This is a genomic window from uncultured Brevundimonas sp. (assembly GCF_947305955.1).
In the GTDB taxonomy this organism is placed as follows: domain Bacteria; phylum Pseudomonadota; class Alphaproteobacteria; order Caulobacterales; family Caulobacteraceae; genus Brevundimonas.
The window spans coordinates 24425-47667 of sequence record NZ_CAMZFB010000017.1 but is presented as its reverse complement, the minus strand read 5'-3'; the positions used below and the strand labels follow the sequence as shown (position 1 = coordinate 47667).

Annotated in this window: 22 protein-coding genes; 4 read left to right on the top strand and 18 right to left on the bottom strand. The window is 62.3% G+C overall.

Annotated features, from left to right (window positions below; translation table 11 throughout):
- A partial coding sequence (gene uvrA, locus Q0Y42_RS06355; RefSeq protein WP_297801380.1) for an excinuclease ABC subunit UvrA occupies positions 1-2132 on the top strand: 2132 nt, incomplete at its 5' end.
- 55 nt (positions 2133-2187) lie between these two features.
- On the opposite strand, the gene Q0Y42_RS06350 is transcribed toward uvrA, so the two are convergent.
- On the bottom strand, positions 2188-3051 hold the full coding sequence (locus Q0Y42_RS06350; protein WP_297801378.1) for a hypothetical protein: 864 nt from the start codon (positions 3049-3051) through the stop codon (positions 2188-2190).
- Positions 3052-3063: 12 nt separating this feature from the next.
- Positions 3064-4002, bottom strand: a complete 939-nt coding sequence (locus Q0Y42_RS06345; RefSeq protein WP_297801376.1) for a hypothetical protein — start codon at positions 4000-4002, stop codon at positions 3064-3066.
- A gap of 89 nt (positions 4003-4091) precedes the next feature.
- Between Q0Y42_RS06345 and trmFO the strand changes: the two genes are divergently transcribed.
- Complete coding sequence (gene trmFO, locus Q0Y42_RS06340; protein WP_297801374.1) at positions 4092-5513, top strand: methylenetetrahydrofolate--tRNA-(uracil(54)-C(5))-methyltransferase (FADH(2)-oxidizing) TrmFO; 1422 nt, start codon at positions 4092-4094, stop codon at positions 5511-5513.
- A 39-nt stretch (positions 5514-5552) separates the two neighbouring features.
- Here the strand turns inward: trmFO and Q0Y42_RS06335 are convergent, their stop codons facing one another.
- Genes Q0Y42_RS06335 through Q0Y42_RS06325 form a run of 3 tightly spaced genes read right to left on the bottom strand, consistent with a single transcriptional unit; the run spans position 5553 to position 7218 of the window.
- Positions 5553-6329: a sulfite exporter TauE/SafE family protein gene (locus Q0Y42_RS06335; RefSeq protein WP_297801372.1), complete on the bottom strand. Its 777-nt coding sequence runs from the start codon at positions 6327-6329 to the stop codon at positions 5553-5555.
- Between the two features lie 4 nt (positions 6330-6333).
- Positions 6334-6867, bottom strand: a complete 534-nt coding sequence (locus Q0Y42_RS06330) for a rhodanese family protein (RefSeq protein ID WP_297801369.1) — start codon at positions 6865-6867, stop codon at positions 6334-6336.
- Between the two features lie 33 nt (positions 6868-6900).
- The gene (locus tag Q0Y42_RS06325; protein ID WP_297801366.1) at positions 6901-7218 is read right to left on the bottom strand and encodes a metalloregulator ArsR/SmtB family transcription factor; all 318 of its coding nucleotides are present in this window, start codon (positions 7216-7218) and stop codon (positions 6901-6903) included.
- Between the two features lie 67 nt (positions 7219-7285).
- Between Q0Y42_RS06325 and Q0Y42_RS06320 the strand changes: the two genes are divergently transcribed.
- Complete coding sequence (locus tag Q0Y42_RS06320; protein WP_366108117.1) at positions 7286-8170, top strand: MBL fold metallo-hydrolase; 885 nt, start codon at positions 7286-7288, stop codon at positions 8168-8170.
- Here Q0Y42_RS06320 and Q0Y42_RS06315 read toward each other — a convergent pair.
- The 11 genes from Q0Y42_RS06315 to Q0Y42_RS06265 all read right to left on the bottom strand — a co-directional run bounded on the left by Q0Y42_RS06315 (position 8163) and on the right by Q0Y42_RS06265 (position 18480).
- Positions 8163-8462: a hypothetical protein gene (locus Q0Y42_RS06315; protein ID WP_297801364.1), complete on the bottom strand. Its 300-nt coding sequence runs from the start codon at positions 8460-8462 to the stop codon at positions 8163-8165. The genes Q0Y42_RS06320 and Q0Y42_RS06315 overlap by 8 nt on opposite strands.
- Complete coding sequence (locus Q0Y42_RS06310; protein ID WP_297801362.1) at positions 8462-9088, bottom strand: squalene/phytoene synthase family protein; 627 nt, start codon at positions 9086-9088, stop codon at positions 8462-8464. The genes Q0Y42_RS06315 and Q0Y42_RS06310 overlap by 1 nt, the downstream gene beginning before the upstream one ends.
- 107 nt (positions 9089-9195) lie before the next feature.
- Positions 9196-10176 (bottom strand): protein translocase subunit SecF, encoded by a 981-nt coding sequence (gene secF, locus Q0Y42_RS06305; protein ID WP_297801359.1) that lies wholly within the window; start codon positions 10174-10176, stop codon positions 9196-9198.
- The gene (secD, locus tag Q0Y42_RS06300) at positions 10176-11774 is read right to left on the bottom strand and encodes a protein translocase subunit SecD (RefSeq protein WP_297801357.1); all 1599 of its coding nucleotides are present in this window, start codon (positions 11772-11774) and stop codon (positions 10176-10178) included. Before secD ends, secF begins: the two co-directional genes overlap by 1 nt.
- A gap of 40 nt (positions 11775-11814) precedes the next feature.
- Positions 11815-12102: a preprotein translocase subunit YajC gene (gene yajC, locus Q0Y42_RS06295; RefSeq protein ID WP_297801355.1), complete on the bottom strand. Its 288-nt coding sequence runs from the start codon at positions 12100-12102 to the stop codon at positions 11815-11817.
- Positions 12103-12284: 182 nt separating this feature from the next.
- The gene (locus Q0Y42_RS06290; RefSeq protein WP_297801353.1) at positions 12285-13412 is read right to left on the bottom strand and encodes a M23 family metallopeptidase; all 1128 of its coding nucleotides are present in this window, start codon (positions 13410-13412) and stop codon (positions 12285-12287) included.
- A gap of 112 nt (positions 13413-13524) precedes the next feature.
- Positions 13525-14169: a protein-L-isoaspartate(D-aspartate) O-methyltransferase gene (locus Q0Y42_RS06285; protein WP_297801351.1), complete on the bottom strand. Its 645-nt coding sequence runs from the start codon at positions 14167-14169 to the stop codon at positions 13525-13527.
- A 10-nt stretch (positions 14170-14179) separates the two neighbouring features.
- Complete coding sequence (surE, locus tag Q0Y42_RS06280; RefSeq protein WP_297801348.1) at positions 14180-14971, bottom strand: 5'/3'-nucleotidase SurE; 792 nt, start codon at positions 14969-14971, stop codon at positions 14180-14182.
- Positions 14972-14980: 9 nt separating this feature from the next.
- A complete protein-coding gene (gene serS, locus Q0Y42_RS06275; RefSeq protein ID WP_297801346.1) occupies positions 14981-16309 on the bottom strand; it encodes a serine--tRNA ligase in 1329 nt (442 codons plus the stop codon).
- A 95-nt stretch (positions 16310-16404) separates the two neighbouring features.
- Positions 16405-17709, bottom strand: a complete 1305-nt coding sequence (locus tag Q0Y42_RS06270; RefSeq protein WP_297801343.1) for a YceI family protein — start codon at positions 17707-17709, stop codon at positions 16405-16407.
- A 66-nt stretch (positions 17710-17775) separates the two neighbouring features.
- Entirely contained in the window at positions 17776-18480 is a 705-nt protein-coding gene (locus Q0Y42_RS06265; RefSeq protein ID WP_297801341.1) for a YceI family protein, read from the bottom strand.
- A gap of 193 nt (positions 18481-18673) precedes the next feature.
- Here Q0Y42_RS06265 and mutL point away from each other — a divergent pair, with 193 nt between their 5' ends.
- Positions 18674-20581, top strand: coding sequence for a DNA mismatch repair endonuclease MutL (gene mutL, locus Q0Y42_RS06260; RefSeq protein ID WP_297801338.1), 1908 nt, complete (start codon positions 18674-18676; stop codon positions 20579-20581).
- A 65-nt stretch (positions 20582-20646) separates the two neighbouring features.
- Here the strand turns inward: mutL and fahA are convergent, their stop codons facing one another.
- Positions 20647-21945, bottom strand: a complete 1299-nt coding sequence (gene fahA / locus Q0Y42_RS06255) for a fumarylacetoacetase (RefSeq protein WP_297801336.1) — start codon at positions 21943-21945, stop codon at positions 20647-20649.
- Positions 21942-23240: a homogentisate 1,2-dioxygenase gene (hmgA, locus tag Q0Y42_RS06250; RefSeq protein WP_297801333.1), complete on the bottom strand. Its 1299-nt coding sequence runs from the start codon at positions 23238-23240 to the stop codon at positions 21942-21944. The genes fahA and hmgA overlap by 4 nt, the downstream gene beginning before the upstream one ends.
- Positions 23241-23243: the final 3 nt, after the last annotated feature.

The window sequence follows — 23243 nt, the reverse complement described above, 5'->3', positions numbered from 1 at the left end:
CAGGCTTCACAATCACCGAGATCGAACCGCGCCTTTTCTCGTTCAACAATCCGTTCGGGGCCTGTTCCAAATGTGATGGTCTGGGTGTGAAGCTGGCGTTTGATGCCGATCTGGTCGTGCCGGATCGCGACAAGTCGCTGCACCATGGGGCCATCGCGCCTTGGGCCAAGGGCCAGTCGCCGCTCTATACCCAGACGCTTCAAGCGCTGTCGCTCCACTATGGCTTCTCCATGGATGTGGCGTGGCGCGAACTGCCGGAAGAGGCGCAAAAGGTCATCCTGCGTGGCACCGGAACTACCAAGATCAAGTTCGTCTATGACGACAATGCCCGGAAGTACGAGGTTTCCAAGCCGTTCGAGGGTATCCTGCCCAACCTCGAGCGTCGCTGGCGCGAAACCGATTCCGCCTGGGTGCGCGAGGAACTGGGCCGCTATCAATCGGAAACGCCGTGCGATGCCTGTGGAGGCAAGCGCCTGAAGCCCGAAGCGCTGGCCGTTAAGGTCGGCGGTGAGGACATCGCCGACATCTCCGAGCTGTCGATCAGCAAGGCCTTCCTGTGGTTCTCGACGCTGGAAGAGACCCTGACCGAGAAACAGGCCGAGATTGCGCGTCGTATCCTGAAGGAAATCACGGACCGGCTGCGGTTCCTGAACAATGTCGGCCTCGACTACCTGAACATGTCGCGCTCGTCCGGCACCCTGTCGGGCGGCGAGAGCCAGCGCATCCGCTTGGCCAGCCAGATCGGTTCGGGTCTAACGGGCGTGCTGTATGTGCTGGACGAACCGTCAATCGGCCTGCACCAGCGCGATAACACCCGCCTGCTGGAGAGCCTGAAGGGTCTGCGCGACCTCGGCAACTCCGTGCTGGTGGTTGAACACGACGAAGAAGCCGTGCTGTCAGCCGACTATGTCATCGACATGGGACCGGGGGCCGGTGTTCACGGCGGCCACGTCTGCGCCCAGGGCACGCCCGAAGAGATCATGGCCAACCCCAAGAGCCTCACAGGTCAGTATTTGACCGGCGAGCGCGAGATTGCCCTGCCCGTCGATGGCCGTCGCCCCGTCAACCGCAAGCGGATGCTCAAGGTCTCCGGCGCGACCGGCAACAACCTGAAGAATGTGACGGGCGAAATCCCCGTTGGTCTGTTCACCTGCATCACGGGTGTGTCGGGCGGCGGTAAGTCCACCTTCACCATCGAGACCTTGTACAAGGCGGCGGCGCGTCGTCTGAACAATGCCTCGGCGGCACCTGCGCCGTTCGACCGGATCGAGGGCCTGAACCACTTCGACAAGGTCATCGATATCGACCAGTCGCCGATTGGCCGTACCCCGCGTTCCAACCCCGCGACCTATACGGGGGCCTTCAACCCGATCCGCGACTGGTTTGCCGGACTGCCGGAATCCAAGGCGCGCGGATATGGGCCGGGTCGTTTCAGCTTCAACGTCAAGGGTGGCCGCTGCGAAGCCTGTCAGGGCGATGGCGTCATCAAGATCGAGATGCACTTCCTCCCGGACGTCTACGTCACCTGCGACGTCTGCAAGGGCAAACGCTACAACCGCGAGACGCTGGAAATCCTGTTCAAGGGCAAGAGCATCTCTGACGTTCTCGAGATGACGGTCGAGGAAGCCGCCCGCTTCTTTGATGCGGTGCCGTCCATCCGCGACAAGATGCTGACCCTGACCCGCGTGGGGTTGGGCTACGTCAAGGTTGGCCAGCCCGCGACAACCCTGTCCGGAGGCGAAGCCCAGCGTGTGAAACTGGCCAAGGAGCTGTCACGCCGCGCAACGGGCAAGACGCTATATATCCTCGACGAGCCGACGACCGGTCTTCATTTCGAGGACATCCGCAAACTTCTGGAAGTGCTTCAGGAGCTGGTCGAGCACGGCAACACCATTGTGGTGATCGAGCACAACCTCGATGTCATCAAGGTGGCCGACTACATCCTCGACTTCGGCCCTGAGGGCGGTGACGGTGGCGGCGAGATTGTTGCCGTCGGCACGCCGGAAGAAGTGGCGGAGAACAAGAACAGCTGGACGGGCCGCTACCTCAAGGAGGTACTGGATCGACACGAGCAACGCCGCAGGGCCCGCGTGGCCGCGCTTGAAAAGGCTCCCAAGTCTAAAACCGCATAGAAAAAGGCCGGAGAGATTGCTCTCCGGCCTTTCTTCTATCCAAGGGCCGACGAGGTTAGCCGCGGAATGCTTTCCAGGCTGCCGCCACCGGCGTGTAGAGCAGCAGCGACTGGACGGCATAAGCGACCGCTGACGTTACGGCCCACACAAACAGGGCTGTCATCAGCATCCCGCTCAGGTTCGTATCGTTTGCCAGTGCGGCAATGCCACCGCCCGTCAGCAGGGTCAGGGGCGTCGTGATGATCGACAGCAGGATGCTGACCACGATCACCAGCACACCCGTCAGGATCATCATCCCCAGCAACGGCCAGAAGCGGCCCTTCGTCACGCGGAAGCTGTCGGCAATGCCGATCTTGCCTTCCGTAAAGCTGATCGGCACCGACAGGCTCAGCTTCACCGCCAGCCAGATCAACGCGGCCACCAACGGGAACACCAGCAGGGCGCCGATGACTGCCACGATCGGGAAGCCGTTCATGCCGAAACCAAAGAGCACACCCACCACGCCGAAGCCCACCATAGAGACAGCCGCTACGATGAGCGTGATCAGCAGGTTGACGATGGTCAGGCGGGCTTCATCCTTGCCCAGACGGATGTAGCCGTAACGCTTGTCTTCCGGACGGAAATAGGCGCGCAGAATGGCGGCCTGCATGATCGAGCCAACGATAAGGTTCGGCACAAAGGTGATGCCCATGATTTTGCCGTACGCCGACATCATCGCCATCATCTCGGCTTCGTCGGGTTGGGCACCGCCTTCCATGGCGGTGACCATGGTCATCACCTCCCTCATCGGACCGTATGTCGCGACGAGGAACAGCGCGGTGAAGACAAAATAGAGCAGCCCCAAGGAGACAATCATCTGCGGCTCGCGGCGCGTCAGACGAAAACCTTCAAAGGCGGCGTCGGTAGGCGAAAAAGTCATTCAGTCTGGCCTTCAGGCTTCGATCTCGGTTGCGGGCGGCACGACTTCGGCGGGAGCCAAGACCCCAGCGCGAGTCATCTGCGCCCAAACGGAGTACCACGGCACAGCATACATCACGACTGAAACTGCTTGCAGGAAGCTAAGCAGAAGGAAGCCGAGAATAGCTGCGGGAATGCCCAGCCCAAACGCCAAGGCGGTATTGGCCGTACCCCAGTCGCCCCCTGACATGAAACCGAGAGGCAGGGCGACAACCAAAACAATGATCCCGAGGATCACCACGGCCAGAATGGAGAAGGCCACCAAGGCCAAAAACGACAGAAGTCCCACCGCAAACAGAGGCCAGAAACGGCCCTTGCTGGCCTTCCAGCCCTCGACGAAGGCAAAGGTTTCACTGTCCACACTGGCTGGCAGGATCAGGACCGCGCGAATGCCGACCCAGACAAAGCCAGCAAAGGCGGCTAGTCCCCCGAGCACTCCGACAAGGATTCCCAGTGGCTTGGACACCATAGCCAAAGGCACGCTGATCAGGCCGATAGCCACAATCGCCACAAACATCACCAGAAACACGCCGAAGTAATAGGCGATGACCAGAACCAGAACGCGAAGCTCATCCATGCCATAACGCATGCCCAGCCACGTCTTCTTCGCTCTGGGGCGCTGCCAGACCATAAAGGCCAGCGCGGCAATGGCAGGCACGATGATAGCCAACTGCGCTAGCTGTCCCAGATTGGAAGCAGCCTGCACAAGAATGGCACTGGCCGGACTGGGATCACCGCCGCCATTGGCTTCCAGTTGGGCCATCTCGACGAACATGGGCACCAAAGCCAGCATGACGACCAGCATCGGCAGATACATCAGCAGCCCCCAGCCCAGCATCCGCCACGGATGCCGCCGGACGATGTTGATCGCGTCGACAACAGCAACGCCAGGGTCGAAACCAGTTTTGTGCATAAGATAGCCAGCCCCTTCGGTGATCCATCGACGCTATACTAACGGATACCAACATGACAGCGGCGCCATAGACGTTTAGAAGCGCCCCCATGTCCACCAACACCCCTATTCGCCCTGTCCACGTCATCGGCGGCGGCATGGCCGGCTCTGAAGCCGCATGGCAAATCGCCAACGCTGGCGTTCCCGTCATCCTCCACGAGATGCGCCGCGACGAGACGACCGCTGACGGCGAAGTCGTAAAAATTCGTACCGACGCGCACCAGACGGCCGGTTTTGCCGAGCTGGTCTGCTCCAACTCGTTCCGCTCGGACGATTGGGAATACAACGCCGTCGGCCTGCTGCATCAGGAAATGCGCGAGCTGAACTCGATCATCATGGCCTGTGGCCACGAGCATCAGGTTCCGGCAGGCGGCGCGCTGGCCGTTGACCGCGAGGGTTTCTCCGCCGACGTGACCAAGCGCCTGATGGAGCATCCGCTCATCACCGTGGTGCGCGAAGAGATCGCAGGCATTCCGCCGGAAGACTGGGACAATGTCATCGTGGCCACCGGCCCCCTGACGTCGGAATCGCTGGCCAACGAGATTCTGAAGCTGGGCGGCGAAGAAGGCCTAAGCTTCTTCGACGCCATCGCACCGATCATCCACGCCGACAGCATCAATTTCGACATCGCGTGGCGCCAGTCGCGCTATGACAAGGAAGGCCCCAGCGGCGAGACGGCGGCCTACGTCAACTGTCCGATGGACAAGGAACAGTACGACGCCTTCATCGACGCTCTGTTGGCCAGCCCGACCGCGGTATCGAAGGAATGGGAACACGTCCCCTATTTCGACGGCTGCCTGCCGATCGAGGTCATGGCCGAACGTGGCCGCGAGACCCTGCGCCACGGCCCGATGAAGCCCGTCGGCCTGACCAATCCGCGCAACCCGACGGTGAAGTGCCACGCCATCGTCCAACTGCGTCAGGACAATGCGCTGGGCACGCTGTTCAACATGGTCGGCTTCCAGACCAAGATGAAGTACGGCGCACAGACCGAGGTCTTCCGCATGATCCCGGGTCTGGAGAATGCCCAGTTCGCCCGCCTCGGCGGCCTGCACCGCAACACCTATCTGAACAGCCCCAAACTGCTGGACAAGCAACTGCGCCTGAAGGCCATGCCGCGCCTGCGCTTTGCCGGTCAGGTCACGGGCGTCGAGGGCTATGTCGAAAGTGCCGCCATGGGCCTGCTGACGGGCCGTCTGGCTGCCGCACAGGCTCTGGGTAAGGAACTGGCCCCGCCGCCGCCGGAAACGGCCATCGGCGCACTGGTGGAACATATCACCGGCGGCCACATGGAAGGCTCGAAATTCCAGCCGATGAACATCAACTACGGCCTGCTTCCGCCTCTGGAAGCCCCCAAGGTGGATGAGGACGGCAAGCGCATCCATCCCAAGGAACGCGGCCGCGCCAAGAAGCGTCTGCAATCCATCCGCGCCCTCAATGCCCTAAAGGCATGGCGCGATAACCAAGCCTGATAGGACAAGGGCGGCTGATCACCTCAGCCGCCCTTTTTCTTACAGCGCCATGATAGCCCGCCATCCGACATAGATGGCAACCAGCAGGATCAGGACCGCGAACATCTGCCGTCCCAGACGGGCGTGCTGGCCCAGCCGCTTGGATATGGGCAGCCCGATCAGGGTACCAAACACGCCGCCCGCAGCCATAGCGCCCACAACCCACCAATTCATCAGGCCGGAAAGGCTGTAGTTAATCGCAGTGCTGGCCCCGAAGGCGACGACGCTGAGCAAGGAGGTAGCCTGCGCCGCCGCCAGCGTCATGTTCGTGGCCCACAGCAGGCCCGGCACGATCAGAAAGCCGCCACCAATACCAAAAAAGCCTGCCATTCCGCCCACGCCCGAGGCCGTAAGGGCGATGCGCGGCGCGATCTGGCGGTTCAGGCGAACCGCCGGATTGCCCTGCCCCTTGGCCGGACGAAGCATCGAGCCGCCGATCAAAGCCATTGCCACAGCAAATGCCAGCAACAGGCTGTCACCGTCGATGGCCTTTGCCAAACTGGAGCCCGCCCACGCGAACGTGGCCCCGACCACGGCGAACAGGATGGCACAGGGCCAGCGGACCCGCCCTGCCCGTGCCTGTCCGGCCAAGGCCGTCAGCCCGTTCAAGGCAACGCCCGCCGCAGACGCCGCAATGGCCACGTGCGGCTGATCAATCCCGACGAGATAGATCAGAAGCGGCACGGCCAGAACCGATCCACCGCCTCCGAACACCGTCAGCAACAGGGCCACCAGCCCTCCACTGAGGGCGGCCAGAAGCAGTTGGATCGGCTCCACGACCTCAGGCCTTCTTCATGGCGCGGTTCCACGGCATCAGCTTCAGGATATTAGCCATGCCGCAGAAACCCGTGGCCCCTGCCACGAACAGGCCCGCGCCGACAAAGGCGCTGATACCCCAGAATGCCTGACTGATGGTCGTGCCGAGCACTGCGCCCAGCAAGATCAGGCCACCGGCAAGCATTTGCACCTGACGCATCAGTTCCAGCGGCTGTTTGGCGTCGACTTGCAGAGGCAGGCCTGCAGCCTTCCAAGTCTCGACACCGCCCTCAAGCACATAGGCGGTGCCCGAAATACGCGCGGCCAGACGCGCGGCGGCCGTACCCGTGCGATTACCCGTGCGGCAGGTGAAGATCACATCCTTGCCAGCCACAGCGGACAGGTCAGCCTTATCGAAGACCGACAAAGGCGACGAGACAGCATTAGCGATATGGGCGCGGGCGAACTCGTCCGGCTCGCGGATATCGACAACAACGGCCCGACCGGATGACAGGCGCGTTTGAACATCCTTCGGCTGAAGGGGGATAAGAGCGTTCATGGGGGAAGTCCTGTTTAGTGAGTGACCGCGCGCCTATCCGGCGGCAGGGGGACAGTAGATTTCGGCCAGGGTGCCAATGACCTTGAGCGCGGAAAGATCGCTTATGCGGTAAAACACCGCCGTCCCATCCCGACGCGAGGTCACCAGCCCGTCATCACGCAGCCGTGCCAAATGCTGCGACAACGCCGACTGGGAAAGACCCAGCTTCAGATCACCGACCTGACATTCGCCCTCGCCGATCTGGCAAAGGATCATCAGGCGGTTTTCATTGGACAAGGCCTTTAACAGTCCCGCGGCATCGGCAGCCCTGGCCTGAAACTGGTCCAAACTCATCTGTGCGAAATCAACCATGGCCCCTATATATTAGGTCTTGCTAAATTAGCAAGTGCTAATATTTTAGCACCATAAGGAGGCCACCATGACGCTTCATTCCTCGGCCATTCGCCCCGATGTCACCGGCTTTTTCGATGACGCGACCAACACCGTGACCTACGTCGTTGCCGATCCCGCGACGGGGGATGCCGCCATCATTGATCCCGTGCTGGATTACGATGCAGCGGCAGCCAGAACTTCGACCCGTTCGATTGAACGCGTCCTTGAATACATCAAAGACAGGGGGCTCAAGCTCGTCCGCGTGTTGGAAACCCACGCGCACGCCGATCACCTGACCGGCGCGGACGAAATCCGAAATCGCACGGGCGTACCCATCGGTATCGGCCGTGAGATTACCAAGGTCCAAAAGGTTTTCGGCACCCTGTTCGATGCCCATGACGTCACGCCCGACGCTGTGGTTTTCGATGAAACCTATGCGGATGGTGATCGCTTCAGCATCGGTTCGCTGCAGGCGCAGGTTCTGCACACACCGGGCCACACCCCCGCATGCGTGACCTATGTCATTGGCGACAGTGCCTTCGTCGGCGACACCCTGTTTATGCCGGACTTTGGCACCGCCCGCTGCGACTTCCCCGGTGGGGATGCGCGGACGCTGTACCGCTCGATCCAAAAGATACTGTCCCTGCCGGACAGCACGCGCATCTTTGTGGGCCACGACTATCTGACGGCCCAACGCAAAGAGTTTAAGTGGGAAACCACGGTGGAAGCCCAGAAGCGGGACAACATCCACGTCGGCCAAGGCCGTAGCGAGGACGAGTTCGTCGCCCTACGCGAGGCCCGCGACGCAGGACTGTCCGCGCCGAAGCTGATACTTCCAGCGCTTCAGATCAATATCCGAGCCGGTGCGCTGCCACCAGCAGAAGCAAACGGCAAACAGTTCCTGAAGCTGCCGCTCAATCAACTTAGCTAAGCTTCTGAACGATAATGCTGATGCACCACATCAGGATAGGTGGCGTGGCAACCACCAGCGATGCCAGATAGTGACGGCGTAGCAAAAGCCACCATGCGACCAAGGGGCAGATCATCAGGCTGACGTAGGGAATCATGGTCCCCATGACCTGCGCCAACCCGATCTGCCCCTCGCGGAACAGCCCCCACGTCAGGACGACGGGCAACAGACCCACAACAGTGCCCGCAAGGCCGAACAGGGTCGTGACCGCCAGCCACATCGCAGCCGGACGTCGAAGTTGTTCCTGTGTCATCAGATGCGGCCCCTCACCGTCGCCCAGAAGATCTGCAGTCGTTTAAAGGGTTCGGGAGCCTGACGCGATAGCGCGGCGTGCGCCACCGCCGGAAACGCTGTCGCAGGCAGTCGTGCCAGATCGCGATTGGCCTTGGCCTTTGCGGCCTTGGCTTCGGTTTCCTGCCCCGTTTGCATCAGGCCAAAGACCTGCCCCGCCCCTGCGACCGTCTCATCGTGCCCCTCGCCCGCCAGAATGCGGACTGCCATCTGCATCGGCCCGACAAACAAGGCCGCCAGATCATGCGGATGGCCATTCACGCGATCCACATGGGCGTCGATCAAAGCCTCAAACGGCGCGCGGGGCAGCGCATGCCGCGTGACCACAGAGGTCAGTGCCTCCAGTACCGGATGGCCAATGCGGGGATTGTTGGAAAAAACACCATCCAGCTGTTCCGACCACCACGTGTAACGCATCTCCGCCAGCATCGGCTGTGTCACCCGCGTGGGGATGGCCAACAGCTCGGCTTCGAGGGCGTAAAGGGCGATCAGGTCCGCACGCTTTTCCGCATCGTCGACGAAGCGGCTGGAAAGCCAGCGGTCGTGTTCGGCGGCGCGCACCTGCGCATCAAGGTCATATCCGGTCATTGCCCCACCCGATGGCCCAAGCCGCAGCATCAGGCAAGGCAAAGGCTCAAAGAAAAAGGCCCGCTCGCGAACGAGCGGACCTTTATTCCATCTGGCCTGACTGCCCCTTACGGGCGGCTGGCCATACCGAACTTCACCGGTTTCAGGTCGTCATCGTCGCCCTTGCCGATCTTGCCACGCCTCACACCCCATAGGAGCACAACCGGCGTACCGACATAGATCGACGAGAAGGTACCGATGATGATGCCGACCATCAGGACGATGGAGAAGCCGAACAGGGCCTCGCCACCGAACAGGGCCAGAACGGCCAGAACGCCCACGGCCGTCACACCGGTGATGATGGTGCGCGACAGGGTTTCGTTCAGCGTCAGGTCGATCAGGTCCTTGAGCGGCATGGTCTTGTACTTGCGCAGGTTCTCGCGCAGGCGGTCGAACACCACCACGGTATCGTTCATCGAATAGCCGATAACCGTCAGGATAGCGGCCACGGTATTCAGGCTGAACTCGAACCGGAACAGGACGATCAGACCGAAGGTCAGGATCACATCGTGCAACAGGCCGATGATGGCACCGAAGCCGAACTGCGGTTCAAAGCGGAACCAGATGTACAGGAACATCAGGAAGATTGCCGCGCCCAGAGCATAGATACCCGAGCGGAACAGCTCGCCCGAAACCTTGGAGCCAACAACGCTCACGTTCGAATAGCTAACCTCGCCCACAGCACCGGCGATGGCGTCCTCGACACGTTTCACGACGACATTCTGGTCCTGTCCCTTGGGAACCTGGAAGCGGACAATCGCCGACGAGGCGCTGTCGATACCTTGGACCTGGACATCGCCAAGACCGAGCTCGCCCACGGCACCGCGCACCTGATCCAGTTCCAGCACCTGCCCTGCGGGCTTGGACACTTCAAGCGAAGCGCCACCGCGGAAATCGATGCCCAGGTTCAGGCCGGGGATGAAGCAGCCCACCAGTGAAGCGATGCAAAGCGTCGCGGCGAGAACGCCCATCGGCTTGGCATACTTCACAAAGTGGAAGTTGGTTTTCTGCGGAAGCAGTTTGATGAGAGGCCATCCACGCATCGGCATTACTCCGCAATCGGCAGTTTTTTCGGCTTGGCCACTTTGAGCCAGTAGCCGAGCAGGACTTGGGCGACCATCACCGACGAGAACATCGAGGTGAACACGCCGATGGTCAGGGTCCATGCGAAGCCGCGCACAGGGCCGGCACCGAACATGAACATGATGATGGCGGCCACGAGGGTCGTCAGGTTGGCGTCGACGATCGTGCCCATGGCGCGGTTGAAGCCCGCATCCATGGTGGCGACCGGCGAGCGGCCCAGGCGGGCTTCATCGCGCATGCGCTCATAGATCAGCACGTTGGCGTCAACGGCCACGGCGAAGGTCAGAACCAGACCGGCGATGCCCGGCAGCGTCAGGGTGGCACCGATGACAGACATCGAAGCTACAATGAGAATGCCGTTCAGGATCAGGCCCAGCACCGAGATGCCGCCGAACAGGAAGCCATAGGCACCGATCATGAAGACGATGATCAGGGCGAAACCGATCAGGGTCGAGATAGCGCCAGCCTTAACGGCGTCCGCACCCAGCTCGGCCGTCACGACGCGGCGTTCCTCGACTTTAAGCGGAGCCGGAAGCGCACCGCCATTCAGCAGGTTTACCAGCTCCGATGCCGAAGCGATGGTGAATTGACCCGTGATCTGGCCGCTGCCGCCGGTGATCGCCGACTGGATGGTCGGAGCCGAAATGACCTTGCCGTCCAGAATGATGGCGAAAGGCTTGCCAATGTTCTGGGCCGTGGCCTCGCCAAAGCGGCGGGTGCCTTGACCGTCGAACTGGAAGTCGATCGACGGACGGCCATTTTGGTCGGAGCCCACGCTGGCGCGGGTCAGGTTTTCACCCGAGACGAGAACGCGACGCTTCACCAGATAGGGCTGGCCTTGGTCGTCAACGAGCAGTTCGGCATCCGGCGGCACACGGCCAGCCAGAGCGTCCTGAAGGCCCGTCGGCGAGGTATCCACCATCTGGAAGGTCAGTTGGGCGGTTTGCCCGACCAGACGCTCCAGTTCGGCCGGATCGCTCTGGCCCGGGGCCTGAACAACGATACGGTCGGCACCCTGACGGGTGATGGAGATTTCCTTGGTGCCCGAGCTGTCCAGACGGCGGCGAACCACTTCAATCGACTGGTCGACGGCCGTCGCGCCCATACCGGCCAAGCCGGCCTCGGTGAAGCCGTAGCGGATACGGTTGCCGCTCAGCTTTGCAGCCGTACGGTCCGAAACGCCTTGGGCACCTGCGCCGGTGTTGGCCATATCGCGCAGAGCCTTGAAGGCTGCGTCATACTGGCTGGCGTCATTGACGGTCACGACCACGCCACCGTCTTCGCGTTGCAGGTTGCCGATGGCAATCTGCTTTTCGCCAAGCGTAACGCGAACGTCTTCCATCAAATTGGTCACGCGCTTTTGACGCATGGCCGGAACGTCGACTTCGAGCAGCAGGTACGAACCGCCCTGCAGGTCGAGACCAAGGTTTACGCCGTTTTTGGGCAGCCAGCCCGGCAGCGCAGCGCGCTGCTCGGGCGAAAGCATGCTGGGAAAGGCCAGCAGTAGCCCGATAACGAGCGACAGCACGACCACGACGACTTTCCAGCGTGAAAGCTGAATCATGTCAGGGCATCTCCGGGCGGAAATCCGCCGTTAAAGGGCCTTAGCCCTTGTCGTTTGCAGCGATTGCGGTGCGGTTACGCACTTCGGCAATCATAGAACGGACCACGCGGACCGAAACGCCTTGGGCGATATCGACCATGGCTTCGTTTTCCTCGACGCGGGTCACCTTGCCGACCATGCCGTTCGACAGAACCACTTCATCGCCGCGCTTCAGGGCTTGCAGCATGGCCTGATGGGCCTTCATGCGCTTCTGCTGCGGGCGGATCATGAGGAAGTAGAAAAGGACGAAGATGAGTACAATCGGTCCGAACTGGACGATTGCCGCCATGGTACCAGCGTCTTGAGTAGGCAAAGTCGTAACTCCCCGAGGTGGGCCGCTCCCCACCGTGGGGGGCCCATTGGAATGAGGCGCGAAAACTAGGGCGCGCTACAGCTATTTGCAACGCGCCCCCCTCGCAGGGACCGGCCATTTCGACCAATAAGTCCCCATTATTCTAGATTATTGACGTTTTAGCGCGGCAAAATGCTCAGCGGGTCGATCGCAATCGGATCATCGCCGCGCATTTGGCGCACCTCGAAGTGGATCGAGGGACGACCGTCACCCGCCGTCAGACCGACGGTGCCGATCGACTGGCCCGCGCGGACCGTGGCACCATCACGCACCGTGGATGAGCCAAGGTGGCTGTAAACTGTGCGCCAGCCGTCGCGGTGGACGATCAAGACCGTCAGCCCCTGCCCCACGATATCATCGCCGACATAGGCCACCGTGCCATCAGCGGCTGCCTTGACCTCGGCTCCCGCAGAGGCACCGATGTTGATGCCGTTATTGCGCTCGCCCAGACCGCTGGGACCAAAGCGACGCAGGATCTCGCCGCGCACTGGCCATTGCAGGCTGACGCGCTGGCCACTGGCGGTCGACGGTGCTGGTGCGGACGGGGCCGCAGGAGTAGGAGTCGGGGCCGGAAGCGGGCGCGGCGGCAGCGGCGCATTACCGCTGGGTGGGGGTGGCGGCGGCGGTGCCGAAGCCCCTGCGGCCACCGAAACGCCCGACGGGGTCGGACCAGTCGCATAGGGGTCCACGCCGCGATCAATAGCCGTGGACGGCAGGGTCAGGCGCTGGCCAGCGGTGATCGCACCGCGCGGACCAAGGTTGTTCAGGTCAATCAGAGACTGGACCGGAACACCAAAGCGGCGACCGACGCCGGAAATCGTATCGCCCTGTTGAATCACATAGGCCGCGCCAGCCTGAACCGGAGCCGATGGGGCCGGCGCCGGAGCGGGTGTCGGCGCGTACGGCGAGCTCGGTGCGGGCGCAGGCGCGGGAGCCACCGAACCACCAGCCGGAGGCAGGCCGCCGCCTTCAATCGATCCGCTGGAGGCAATCGGCCCCTGCTCTACGATCGGTCCAGTGTCTGGACGGTAATAGGGGTTGGCCGGAGCCGTGGGCGCAGCCGGTTGTGCGGGCGGCGCATAGGGATTCGGTGCCGTCGAACCCTGCGCATACGGCGACGGCAGTTCACTGACGGGGACCGGATGGGTCGGATAGCGCGGCTCTGTCGGATAGGTTGAGCAGGCTGCGAGGGTTATTGCACTGCCCGCAAGCAATCCCGCCTTCATCCAGTTGCGGCTGCTAAGCATTCCGGCCTCCGTCGTCACTAATCACAAATGGAATATCCGGGTTGGCCGGATTCGAATCCAGACCAAAACGGGTAACTCGCGCGAAAGTGGGGCGAAATGGTTAAGGGCGGATTTACCCTTCCTTGGCCATGCCCTCGACCAGAGGCACGAAACGCACCTCGCACAGGCTTTCGCGGGTAAAACTGCCGTCTTCTTGACCGGTATAGCGGTTCAGCATCTGCACCGAGGTCCGGCCCACAGGCGCGACCAGCACGCCATTGGGCTTGAGCTGTTTCAGCAGTTCGGTGGGTTCGTGCGGGGAAGCCGCCGTCACCATGATGCGGTCGAACGGAGCTTGCTCGTTCCACCCCTGCCCGCCATCGCCGTGACGAGTGAAGACGTTTTCGATACCCAGACGTTTCAGACGGCTTTCCGCCTCGGTCAGCAGGCTCTTGTAGCGTTCGACCGTATAGACGAAGCGCGCCATGCGGCTGAGGACCGCGCACTGATAGCCGCTGCCCGTACCGATCTCGAGAACACGGTGGCGCGGGCCGACATTGAGGGCCTGGGTCATCAGACCGACGATATAGGGCTGGCTGATGGTCTGGGCGCAGTCGATCGGCAGGGCCTGATCTTCCCACGCCTGATCCAGAAACTTCTCATGGACGAAGAGCGAGCGGTCGACCTCCTCCATGGCCTTGAGGACGCGCGCATCCGTCACCCCCTGTCGCCGTAGCGACAGGATTAGGCGGCCAGCGCGATCGTCCCCGAGGTTCATTGTCAGTCTCTTATTGCTCGTTCGGGCCCTTGGGCGGCGCACCGCCCAGAACCTTCTTCAGGTCGTTGATCATCGGCATGTGCGTCAGATCGATATGCAGCGGCGTGACCGAGATACGGCCTTCTTCCATGGCGCGCAGGTCCGTGCCCTGTGCGTGCTCGTGCGGCGTGCCACGGAAGGCCATCCAGTAATACGGACGACCGCGCAGGTCATCACGGCGGATGGCATGCAATTCGCCGATGTCACGGAAACCCTGACGGGTGATCTCGACTTCCTTCACCAATTCAATCGGAAGGCGCGGGAAGTTCACGTTCATGATTACGCCGTCAGGCCATTTCTGGTCCAGCAGCTTCTGGATGATGCCCGGCGCAAAGGCTTCGGCGGTTTCCCAATGTGCCACGGCCTCGTCGTGGAAACGCTCCAGCGACTGCGACAGGGCTATCGAACGGATGCCAAAGGCCATGCCCTGCAGCGCACCGGCAACGGTACCCGAATAGGAGACATCCTCGCCCACGTTGTGGCCGCGGTTCACGCCCGACAGAACTAGATCCGGCTTTTCCGGCATCAGTTCATTGACCGCCAGAATGACGCAGTCGGTCGGGGTGCCCGTGACAGAGTAGCGCTTTTCGCCGTGCTTGTTGACGCGCAGCGGCTCGGTCAGGGTCAGGCCACGGCCCTTGCCCGACTGTTCAACTGCCGGAGCCACGATCCAGACATCGTCGGACAGGGTCCGTGCGATATTTTCCAGACAGGTCAGGCCCTCGGCGTCGATGCCGTCGTCGTTCGTCAGAAGAATACGCATGAATACTCTTTATGCAGCGGCGATGACGGTCAGACCGCCCATGTACGGTTGCAGCGCGGTCGGAACAGCGATGCTGCCGTCTTCCTGCTGATAGTTTTCCATAACGGCGACCAGGGTGCGGCCAACCGCCAGACCCGAGCCGTTCAGGGTGTGCAGATACTCGGTCTTCTTCTCGCCAGCACGCTTGAAGCGAGCGTCCATACGGCGGGCCTGGAAGTCACCGCAGTTCGAGCAGGAGCTGATCTCGCGATAGGTGTTCTGCGACGGCAGCCAAACCTCGAGGTCATAGGTCTTGCGGGCCGAGAAGCCCATGTCGCCCTTGCACAGCAGCACCTTGCGGTACGGCAGTTCCAGCGCTTGCAGAACGGCCTCGGCACAGCCGGTCATGCGCTCATGCTCGGCTTCGCTGTCTTCCGGCTTGCAGATCGAAACCAGCTCGACCTTTTGGAACTGGTGCTGGCGGATCAGACCGCGCGTGTCACGGCCTGCCGAACCGGCCTCGGCGCGGAAGCAATAGGTCAACGCGGTCATGCGGATCGGCTGGGCGACCTCTTCATCGCTCAGCACCTGCTCGCGCACGAGGTTGGTCAGCGAAACCTCGGCGGTCGGGATCAGCCAGCGGTTGCCTTCGATGTGCTCGACATCGGCGTCCGGATCGCCGTCGGCAGCGCGGAACAGGTCTTCCTTGAACTTCGGAAGCTGACCAGTGCCGAACATGGTGTGGTCGCGAACCAGCAGCGGCGGGTTCACCTCGGTGTAGCCGTTCTGGCTCGTCTGCAGGTCCAGCATAAACTGGCCCAGAGCGCGTTCCAGACGGGCCAGTTGGCCCTTGATGACAGCAAAGCGCGCACCCGACATGCGGGCGGCACCTTCAAAGTCGATCATCTTGAGCGCTTCGCCCAGATCGGCGTGATCCTTGGCCGGACCTTCGGTGCGCGGCGTGCCCCACTTGCTGACTTCGACGTTGTCGTTTTCGTCCGCGCCATCGGGCACATCATCGGCGGCGATGTTCTTTAGACCCGCCAGCAGGTCGCGTAGTTCACCGCCCTTGGCGGCTTCGGCTTCGCCCGCCTCGGCGATGACGCCCTTGAGGGTTTCGACCTCGGCCTTCAGGCGATCGGCCTCGGCCATGTCCTTCTTGCCCATGGCCGCGCCAATGGCCTTGGAAGCCGCGTTGCGCTTGGCAAGGGCTTCCTGACCGGCGGTCTGGGCTGCGCGCAGATCGACGTCCAGCGCCAGAATCTGGTCGACCACAGACTGGACGTTCTCGACACCGCGCGACGACCAGCCCGCTACGAAAGCTGCGGGGTTGTCTCGGATCGCTCTGATGTCGTGCATGATCTTGGCCTAAAGCTAGGGCAGTTAATGAAAGGCCCTGCTCTACCGTTACTGACGCTATCAGGCAAACCCGTTAGCCATAATAGGCGGTAAGATTACGCCGCTTTTTTAGCGCGAACACTGATCTCGACCTCAATCATCTTCGAGACCCAGCCTGCGGCGGCGTCCGACACCATACCCAGGTCCAGTTCGGTACGATCAACCGACACCTTGCCGCTGACGGTCGCGGTGCCTGACGCTTCATCGAAGGTGAACGGCAGAGTCACGGATCGAGATGTCGATTTGATTCGCAGCGTCCCCCGCGCCTCGTAACGGTTGCCGCCAAGAGCGACGAACTCGTTAGCCACGAAACGGGCCTCGGGGAACTGGGCCGGATTGAACCACTCCGCACCCTTCAGGGCACCGTCCTTGGTGGCATCGCCCGTTTCCGCCGAAGCGGTCCGGACGGTGACGATAGCGGTCGAGCCTGCCAGATCGTTTGGATCGAAACGGATGTCCGCCGTCCAGTCATTGAACTTGCCCGTGAACGGCGCGCCGGAATGAGTGCCGGAAAAGGTGATCGAGGATGCGGCCGCATCGACGGTCCAAGCCGTGGCGGAACCCGCTTGGATGGTGACTTCGGAAGCGGCGACTTCGGCGCTCTGCGACGCAGTTTCCGACGCCAGCGGCGCAGGTCTGGCCGCGATACCCGTTGCCGCGCCAAGGATCACCACGAAAGCGATACCCGCGAGCGCTTCCGTCCATTTGGCCGCCGCCGAAGGTTCATGGGCCAGCGGCACACGGGCGTGCGCCAGCACAGGCACCATATGGGCCAGAACGCCATCGCGGTCGAAGAACTGGTGCTTCAACGCGGCCCCGACGTGCAGGACCACCAGAACGATCGCACCCCACGCCAGCTTGCTGTGCGCGCCCATCGCCACATAGGCGATGGTTCGCCGCGCCGCCTCGCCCGCGTTCTCGATAAAGGGAAGATGCGGAATGCCGAACAGACCGAGCCAGCTGGTCGGGACGGCCAGAGGCGTATCGGTCGCGACCGCCCACCCACTGGAAACATAGGCCCATCCCGTGAGCGGCAGGCCGATCATCAGGGCATAGAAGGCAACGTGCGTGGCACGCGCCGCAAAACGCTCCCATCCGTGCATCTGCGCGGGCAAGGCCGGGACCGGGTGGGTGATCCGCCAGACCAGCCGCAGCACCGACAGCGCAAGGATCAGAAAGCCGATCGACTTGTGGATCTGGAACACCCGATAGGCCAGCGCCTGCGTTTCCGGCTGCTCAATAGCGTCCGACATCCACCATCCCATCGGGATCATGGCCAGGATCGACAGGCCGATAAGCCAGTGCAGCAGAATGGCGACCGCGGAATAACGATCACGACGGCGGGACGGTGCGAATGTCATGGGGGAGGAACGCTGGATCAGGGGAATAAAATGCGGGTGGAGGCCATCCCCCACCCGTCTGGTCGTTTATTGGGCGGCGGCCGGAGCAGCGTCTGCCTGCTTCAGGAACTCGCCGTCGAAACGCACGGTCACTTCATCACCGACATAGCCCAGAGCCATACCGAAATCGGTACGCTTGAAGGTGCCTTCAGCGGCAAAGCCGATGGCCGGAACCTGCAGGAACGGATGGCTTTCGATCTCGCCGTTAAAGGTGGCCTTGAAGGTCACCGGCTTGGTCACGCCGAGGAAGGTCAGATCGCCCGTCACGTCTGCCGTGCGTTCACCGGTCTTGGTGACCTTGGTCGATTTGAAGGTCATTTGCGGGAACTGGCGGGCGTTCAGGTTCGACGGGCTGTTGGCGATATCCTCGTTCCAGCTCTTGAAGCCGCTGTTGACGTGGGTGCCGGTGTAGTCGCCCGGATAGTTGGCATCGACCGAGGACGGATCGACAGTGAACTCGACCGAGCTGTTCTCGAGGTTGGCCGGATCCAGCGTCACCTTGCCGTCAATCTTGTTGAAGCGAACCGTATAGTTCGAAATCGAGTTGTGCAGGACCGAGGCTTGCAGCGTGGCGTGGGTCGGGTCCAGCGCATAGACGCCAGCGGGGGCCTTCAACTCGACCGGAGCCGAAGCGGTGGTGGCAGCAGCGCCTTCGTTCTGCGCGGCAGGCTGGCCGCAAGCAGCAACGAGGGCAGCAAGAGATACAGCGATCAAGCTGGCTTTGATTTTCATAACGGACCTTCTTCGTTGGCTGTGCCCGCCATCGACGGGCGTGGATCAGCAGCAGCAGCCGCCTGATAACGGTATCAGTATATGTATCAGTTATGGTTCTGCAAGACGGTCGCGAATAAAAATCACAGCGAAATGTTAGGTTGGCGCAAACGGGTGATGCAAGCCCTGATCGACCCGCCTATCTTGGATTCGCATGCCTATTCGTCGTCTCCCGCCCGAAACCGTCAACCGCATCGCCGCCGGCGAGGTGGTCGAACGTCCTGCCAGCGCCATCAAGGAACTGGTGGAAAACGCTATCGATGCGGGCGCGACCCATATCGAGATACAGGCGGACGGCGGTGGCCTGACCCGCATCCTGATCGCCGACGACGGCAAGGGCATCCCCAAGGACGAACTGCCCATCGCGGTCGAGCGCCATGCGACGTCCAAGCTGGAGCCGGATGATGCGGGCGACGTGGACCTGCTGCGTATCTTCACGCTGGGCTTCCGTGGCGAGGCCCTGCCCTCCATCGGCTCGGTCGCACGCCTGACCATCACCACCCGCGCCAAGGCCGAAACCCAGCAGGACGCCTGGGCCATCACCGTCGAGGGCGGTGAACACAAACCCGTTTCCCCCGCCGCCTTCCCCGGCCCGCACGGCGCCCGCGTCGAGGTCCGCGATCTTTTCTACGCCACGCCTGCCCGACTGAAGTTCATGAAGTCGGAACGCTCCGAGGCCATGGCCATCTCGGAGGAGATCAAGCGTCAGGCCATGGCCCACGAGGATGTGGCCTTCACCCTGACACTGGACGGCAAGACCACTCTGCGCCTGCCCGCTGAACATAAGGGTGATGAGGGGCGTCTTCGCCGTCTCGGGGCCATTCTGGGCCGAGACTTCGAGGCCAACGCCCTGCTAATCGATCAGGAACGCGATGGCGTACGCCTGTCGGGTTATGCAGGCCTGCCGACCTATTCGCGTGGCAATGCCGCCCACCAGTTCCTGTTCGTCAATGGTCGCCCCGTGCGAGACCGACTGCTGCAAGGGGCTCTGCGCGGGGCCTATGCCGACTTCCTCGCCCGCGACCGCCATCCGGCCGCGGCGCTCTTTATCGACATCGATCCGCTTTACGTTGACGTGAACGTCCATCCGGCCAAAGCCGAGGTGCGTTTCCGCGATCCCGCGCTGGTACGGGGCCTGATCGTCGGGGCACTGAAACATGCGCTTCATGCGGCGGGCCACCGCGCTTCAACCACCGTGGCCGCAGATGCCCTGTCGGGCTTCCAGCCGCATACGGGCGTCCAGACCTATGGCGATCAGCCTGCCCTGCCCCCGTCCGCCGCCGGATTTTCCGGCTGGGCGGGATGGTCAAAGCCCGAGGCGGTCACCCAGATCATTCCCGGGCTGTCGGAACGCTCTGCCCGCGTCGAACACACATGGTCCGGCCAGCAGGCCGCGCCGACCTTCCGCACTCTGGCCGAGGTTCAAGCTGAACACGCCGGACAGATTGCCCCGCAGCCGGACACGCCCGTCGATCCTATCGACTTTCCCCTGGGTGCCGCCCGCGCGCAGCTTCACGCCACCTATATCGTGGCCCAGACCCGCGACGGCCTCGTCATCGTGGACCAGCACGCCGCACACGAGCGCCTCGTCTATGAGCGGATGAAGGTCCAGATGGAGGGCGGCCACGTCACCCGCCAAGCCCTTCTGACGCCCGAAGTGGTCGAACTGGACCCCGCCGAGGCTGAGCGCATCGCCGCCAAGGCTGACGAACTGGCCGAAATGGGCCTGATCGTCGAGCCGTTCGGTTCGGGTGCGGTCCTTGTACGCGAAACGCCCGCCTTGCTGGGCGACACCGACGTGCAGGGCCTGATCCGCGACATCGCCGACGACCTGTCCGAACATGGCGCTGCGCTGTCGCTAAAAGAGCGGATGGCCGAGGTCTGCGGCACCATGGCCTGTCACGGATCGGTGCGCTCTGGCCGCGTGCTCAGCGCGCCGGAAATGAACGCCCTGCTGCGTCAGATGGAAGCCACGCCCCACTCCGGCCAGTGCAACCACGGCCGCCCGACATATGTGGAGCTGAAGCTCAACGACCTCGAAAAGCTGTTCGGTCGTCGTTAAGCGACGCAACCCATTAAAAAGCCCCGCCAAAAACCTGTTCTGGCGGGGCTTTCTGTTTTCGAGGCTTAGCGCGCCGGAAGGATCACGGCTTCACAGGGGCCAAAGCCGATGGGCACATAGCCCTCTGCCTTGGCGGTCGCCGACAGCGCGATCAGGTCGCCATCCTCGGCGAAGGCGCGGGTACCACCGGGGATTTCGACCGGCTCGGCACCACCGCGCGTGATTTCCAGCAGACTACCGTAACCCGAGCGTTCCGGTGCGGAGATCGTCCCCGATCCCAAGAGGTCGCCTGCATTCAGGTTGCAACCGTTGGAGGCGTGGTGGGTCACGATCTGGGCCACCGTCCAGTACATATTGGTGGACGGCCCTTCGCTGAGTTGCACCGCAGGCGTTCCTGCCTTTCGCATCTCCTCGCTGGCGATATGGACCTTGAGCTCCATCGACAGGGCACCACCGGATTGATCCGCGTCGCTCCAGAGATAGGGAAGCGGCTTGGGATCACCTTCCGGACGCGGCTTTTGCGCCGTGAAATACGGGGCCATGGCCTCGATGGTGACGACCCACGGCGAGATGGTGGACATGAAGTTCTTGGCCTGAAACGGACCAAGCGGCTGGTATTCCCACGCCTGTAGATCACGCGCAGACCAGTCGTTCAACAGGCAGAATCCCGCCACATGGTTCAGCGCATCGTCAATGTCAATCGGTTCGCCCAGCGCGTTGCCCTGCCCGATCCAGACGCCGATCTCCAGTTCATAGTCCAGACGCTTGCACGGACCAAAGGTCGGTGCATCCGCCGTCGGTGCCTTGGTCTGCCCCTTGGGGCGCACCACCGGCGTACCGGAGACACGGATCGAAGAGGCGCGGCCATGATAGCCGATCGGCACGTGCTTATAGTTCGGCAGCAAGGGGTTATCGGGCCGGAACAGCGCCCCCACGTTCATGGCGTGGTGAATGCCGACGTAAAAGTCAGTGTAGTCGCCGATGCGCGCCGGAAGATGCATGGTGCAGTCCGACGAAGGCACCAGCAGCGGGCTGACCTGTTCCGCCATGGCTTCATGCGATAGCAGCGCCGAAAAGCGATGACGCAGCGCCAAACGCTTGGCCGGAGCCATGTCCATATAGGCGTTCAGCGTGTCCGCGCTCAGGACTTCAAGGTCATGCCCTGCCAGCAGGCCCGCAGCCGCCGCGGCTTTCACATCCAGCACATAATCGCCAATGGCCACGCCAATACGCGGCGCATCGCCCCTCACCGAGAATATGCCCAGCGGCAGGTTCTGGATCGGGAAATCCTTATGACCATTAGCGCTTTCAACCCAACTCTTCAGATCGACTGAGTGGGTATGGTCGATGACTGGACGGCTCACGCGTTGGGGTTTCCTTTTTCGAAGTTCGACCAGACGTCGTCATAGTCGAGCTGCATGGACGGAGAGTTCATGGCGAAGTCGGTGGTGCGGATGACCGCACGGCTCTCGAACATGAAGGCCATGGTGTTTTCTTGTTTGTGCGGCTTCAGCTCGGCGTTGACCGCCGCGTTGTAGCTGGCCTGATCGGGGCCGTGGCCGCTCATCTGATTGTGCAGCGAAGCGCCCCCCGGCGTGAAGCCATCGGCCTTGGCGTCATAGGCGCCGGTGATCAGGCCCATGAACTCGCTCATCACGTTGCGGTGGAACCACGGCGGACGGAAGGTGTGCTCTGCCACCATCCAGCGCGGCGGGAAGATCACGAAATCGCAGTTGGCGGTTCCGGGCGTTTCCGACGGGCTGGTCAGCACCGTGAAGATCGACGGATCGGGGTGATCGAAGCTGACCGTGTTGATGGTGTTGAAGTTCCGCAGGTCATAGCGATACGGCGCGAGGTTGCCGTGCCATGCCACCACGTCAAACGGCGAGTGATCCAGCGTCGTCGTCCACAGTCCGCCCTGGAACTTCTGGACCAGTTCAACCGGCCCATCGATGTCCTCATAGGCCGCAACCGGCGTCTCAAAGTCGCGCGGATTGGCCAGACCATTGGCACCGATGGGGCCCAGATCCGGCAGGCGGAACACCGCGCCATAGTTCTCGCAAATATAGCCGCGCGCCGACGTGCCCTTCAGCTCCACACGCATCCGCACACCGCGCGGGATGACCGCAATCTGCTGCGGTTCCAGATCGATGATGCCGAACTCGGTCACGATGGTCAGATCGCCCTGCTCCGGCACGATCAGCATTTCACCATCGGCGTTGAAGAAGACGCGCTGCATCGAGACGTTGCAGGCATAGACGTGGATGCCGATGCCAACGCCCGTCCCCACATCACCATTGCCACCATAGGTGATCAGGCCGTCAATAAAATCCGTCGGCGCGGTTGGGATCGGCTGGGGATTCCAGCGCATCCGGTTGGGCGAAGGCGGCGCATGGAAGGGGGCCGTCTCCAGCAGGGACTTCCTGCCAAAAGGCTTGAAGGCCCCGTGATTTGCGGACGGGCGCAGGCGGTAAAGCCAGCTGCGGAAATTCTCCTTGCGCGGCGCGGTGAAGGCCGTGCCCGACAGCTGTTCGGCATAGAGGCCGAACGGCGTCTTTTGCGGCGAGTTCTGACCGACCGGCAGCGCACCGGCGACCGCTTCGCTGGCGAAATGGTTGGCGAAACCGACCATATAGCCGCGGCTATTCTGGGTACCCATCAG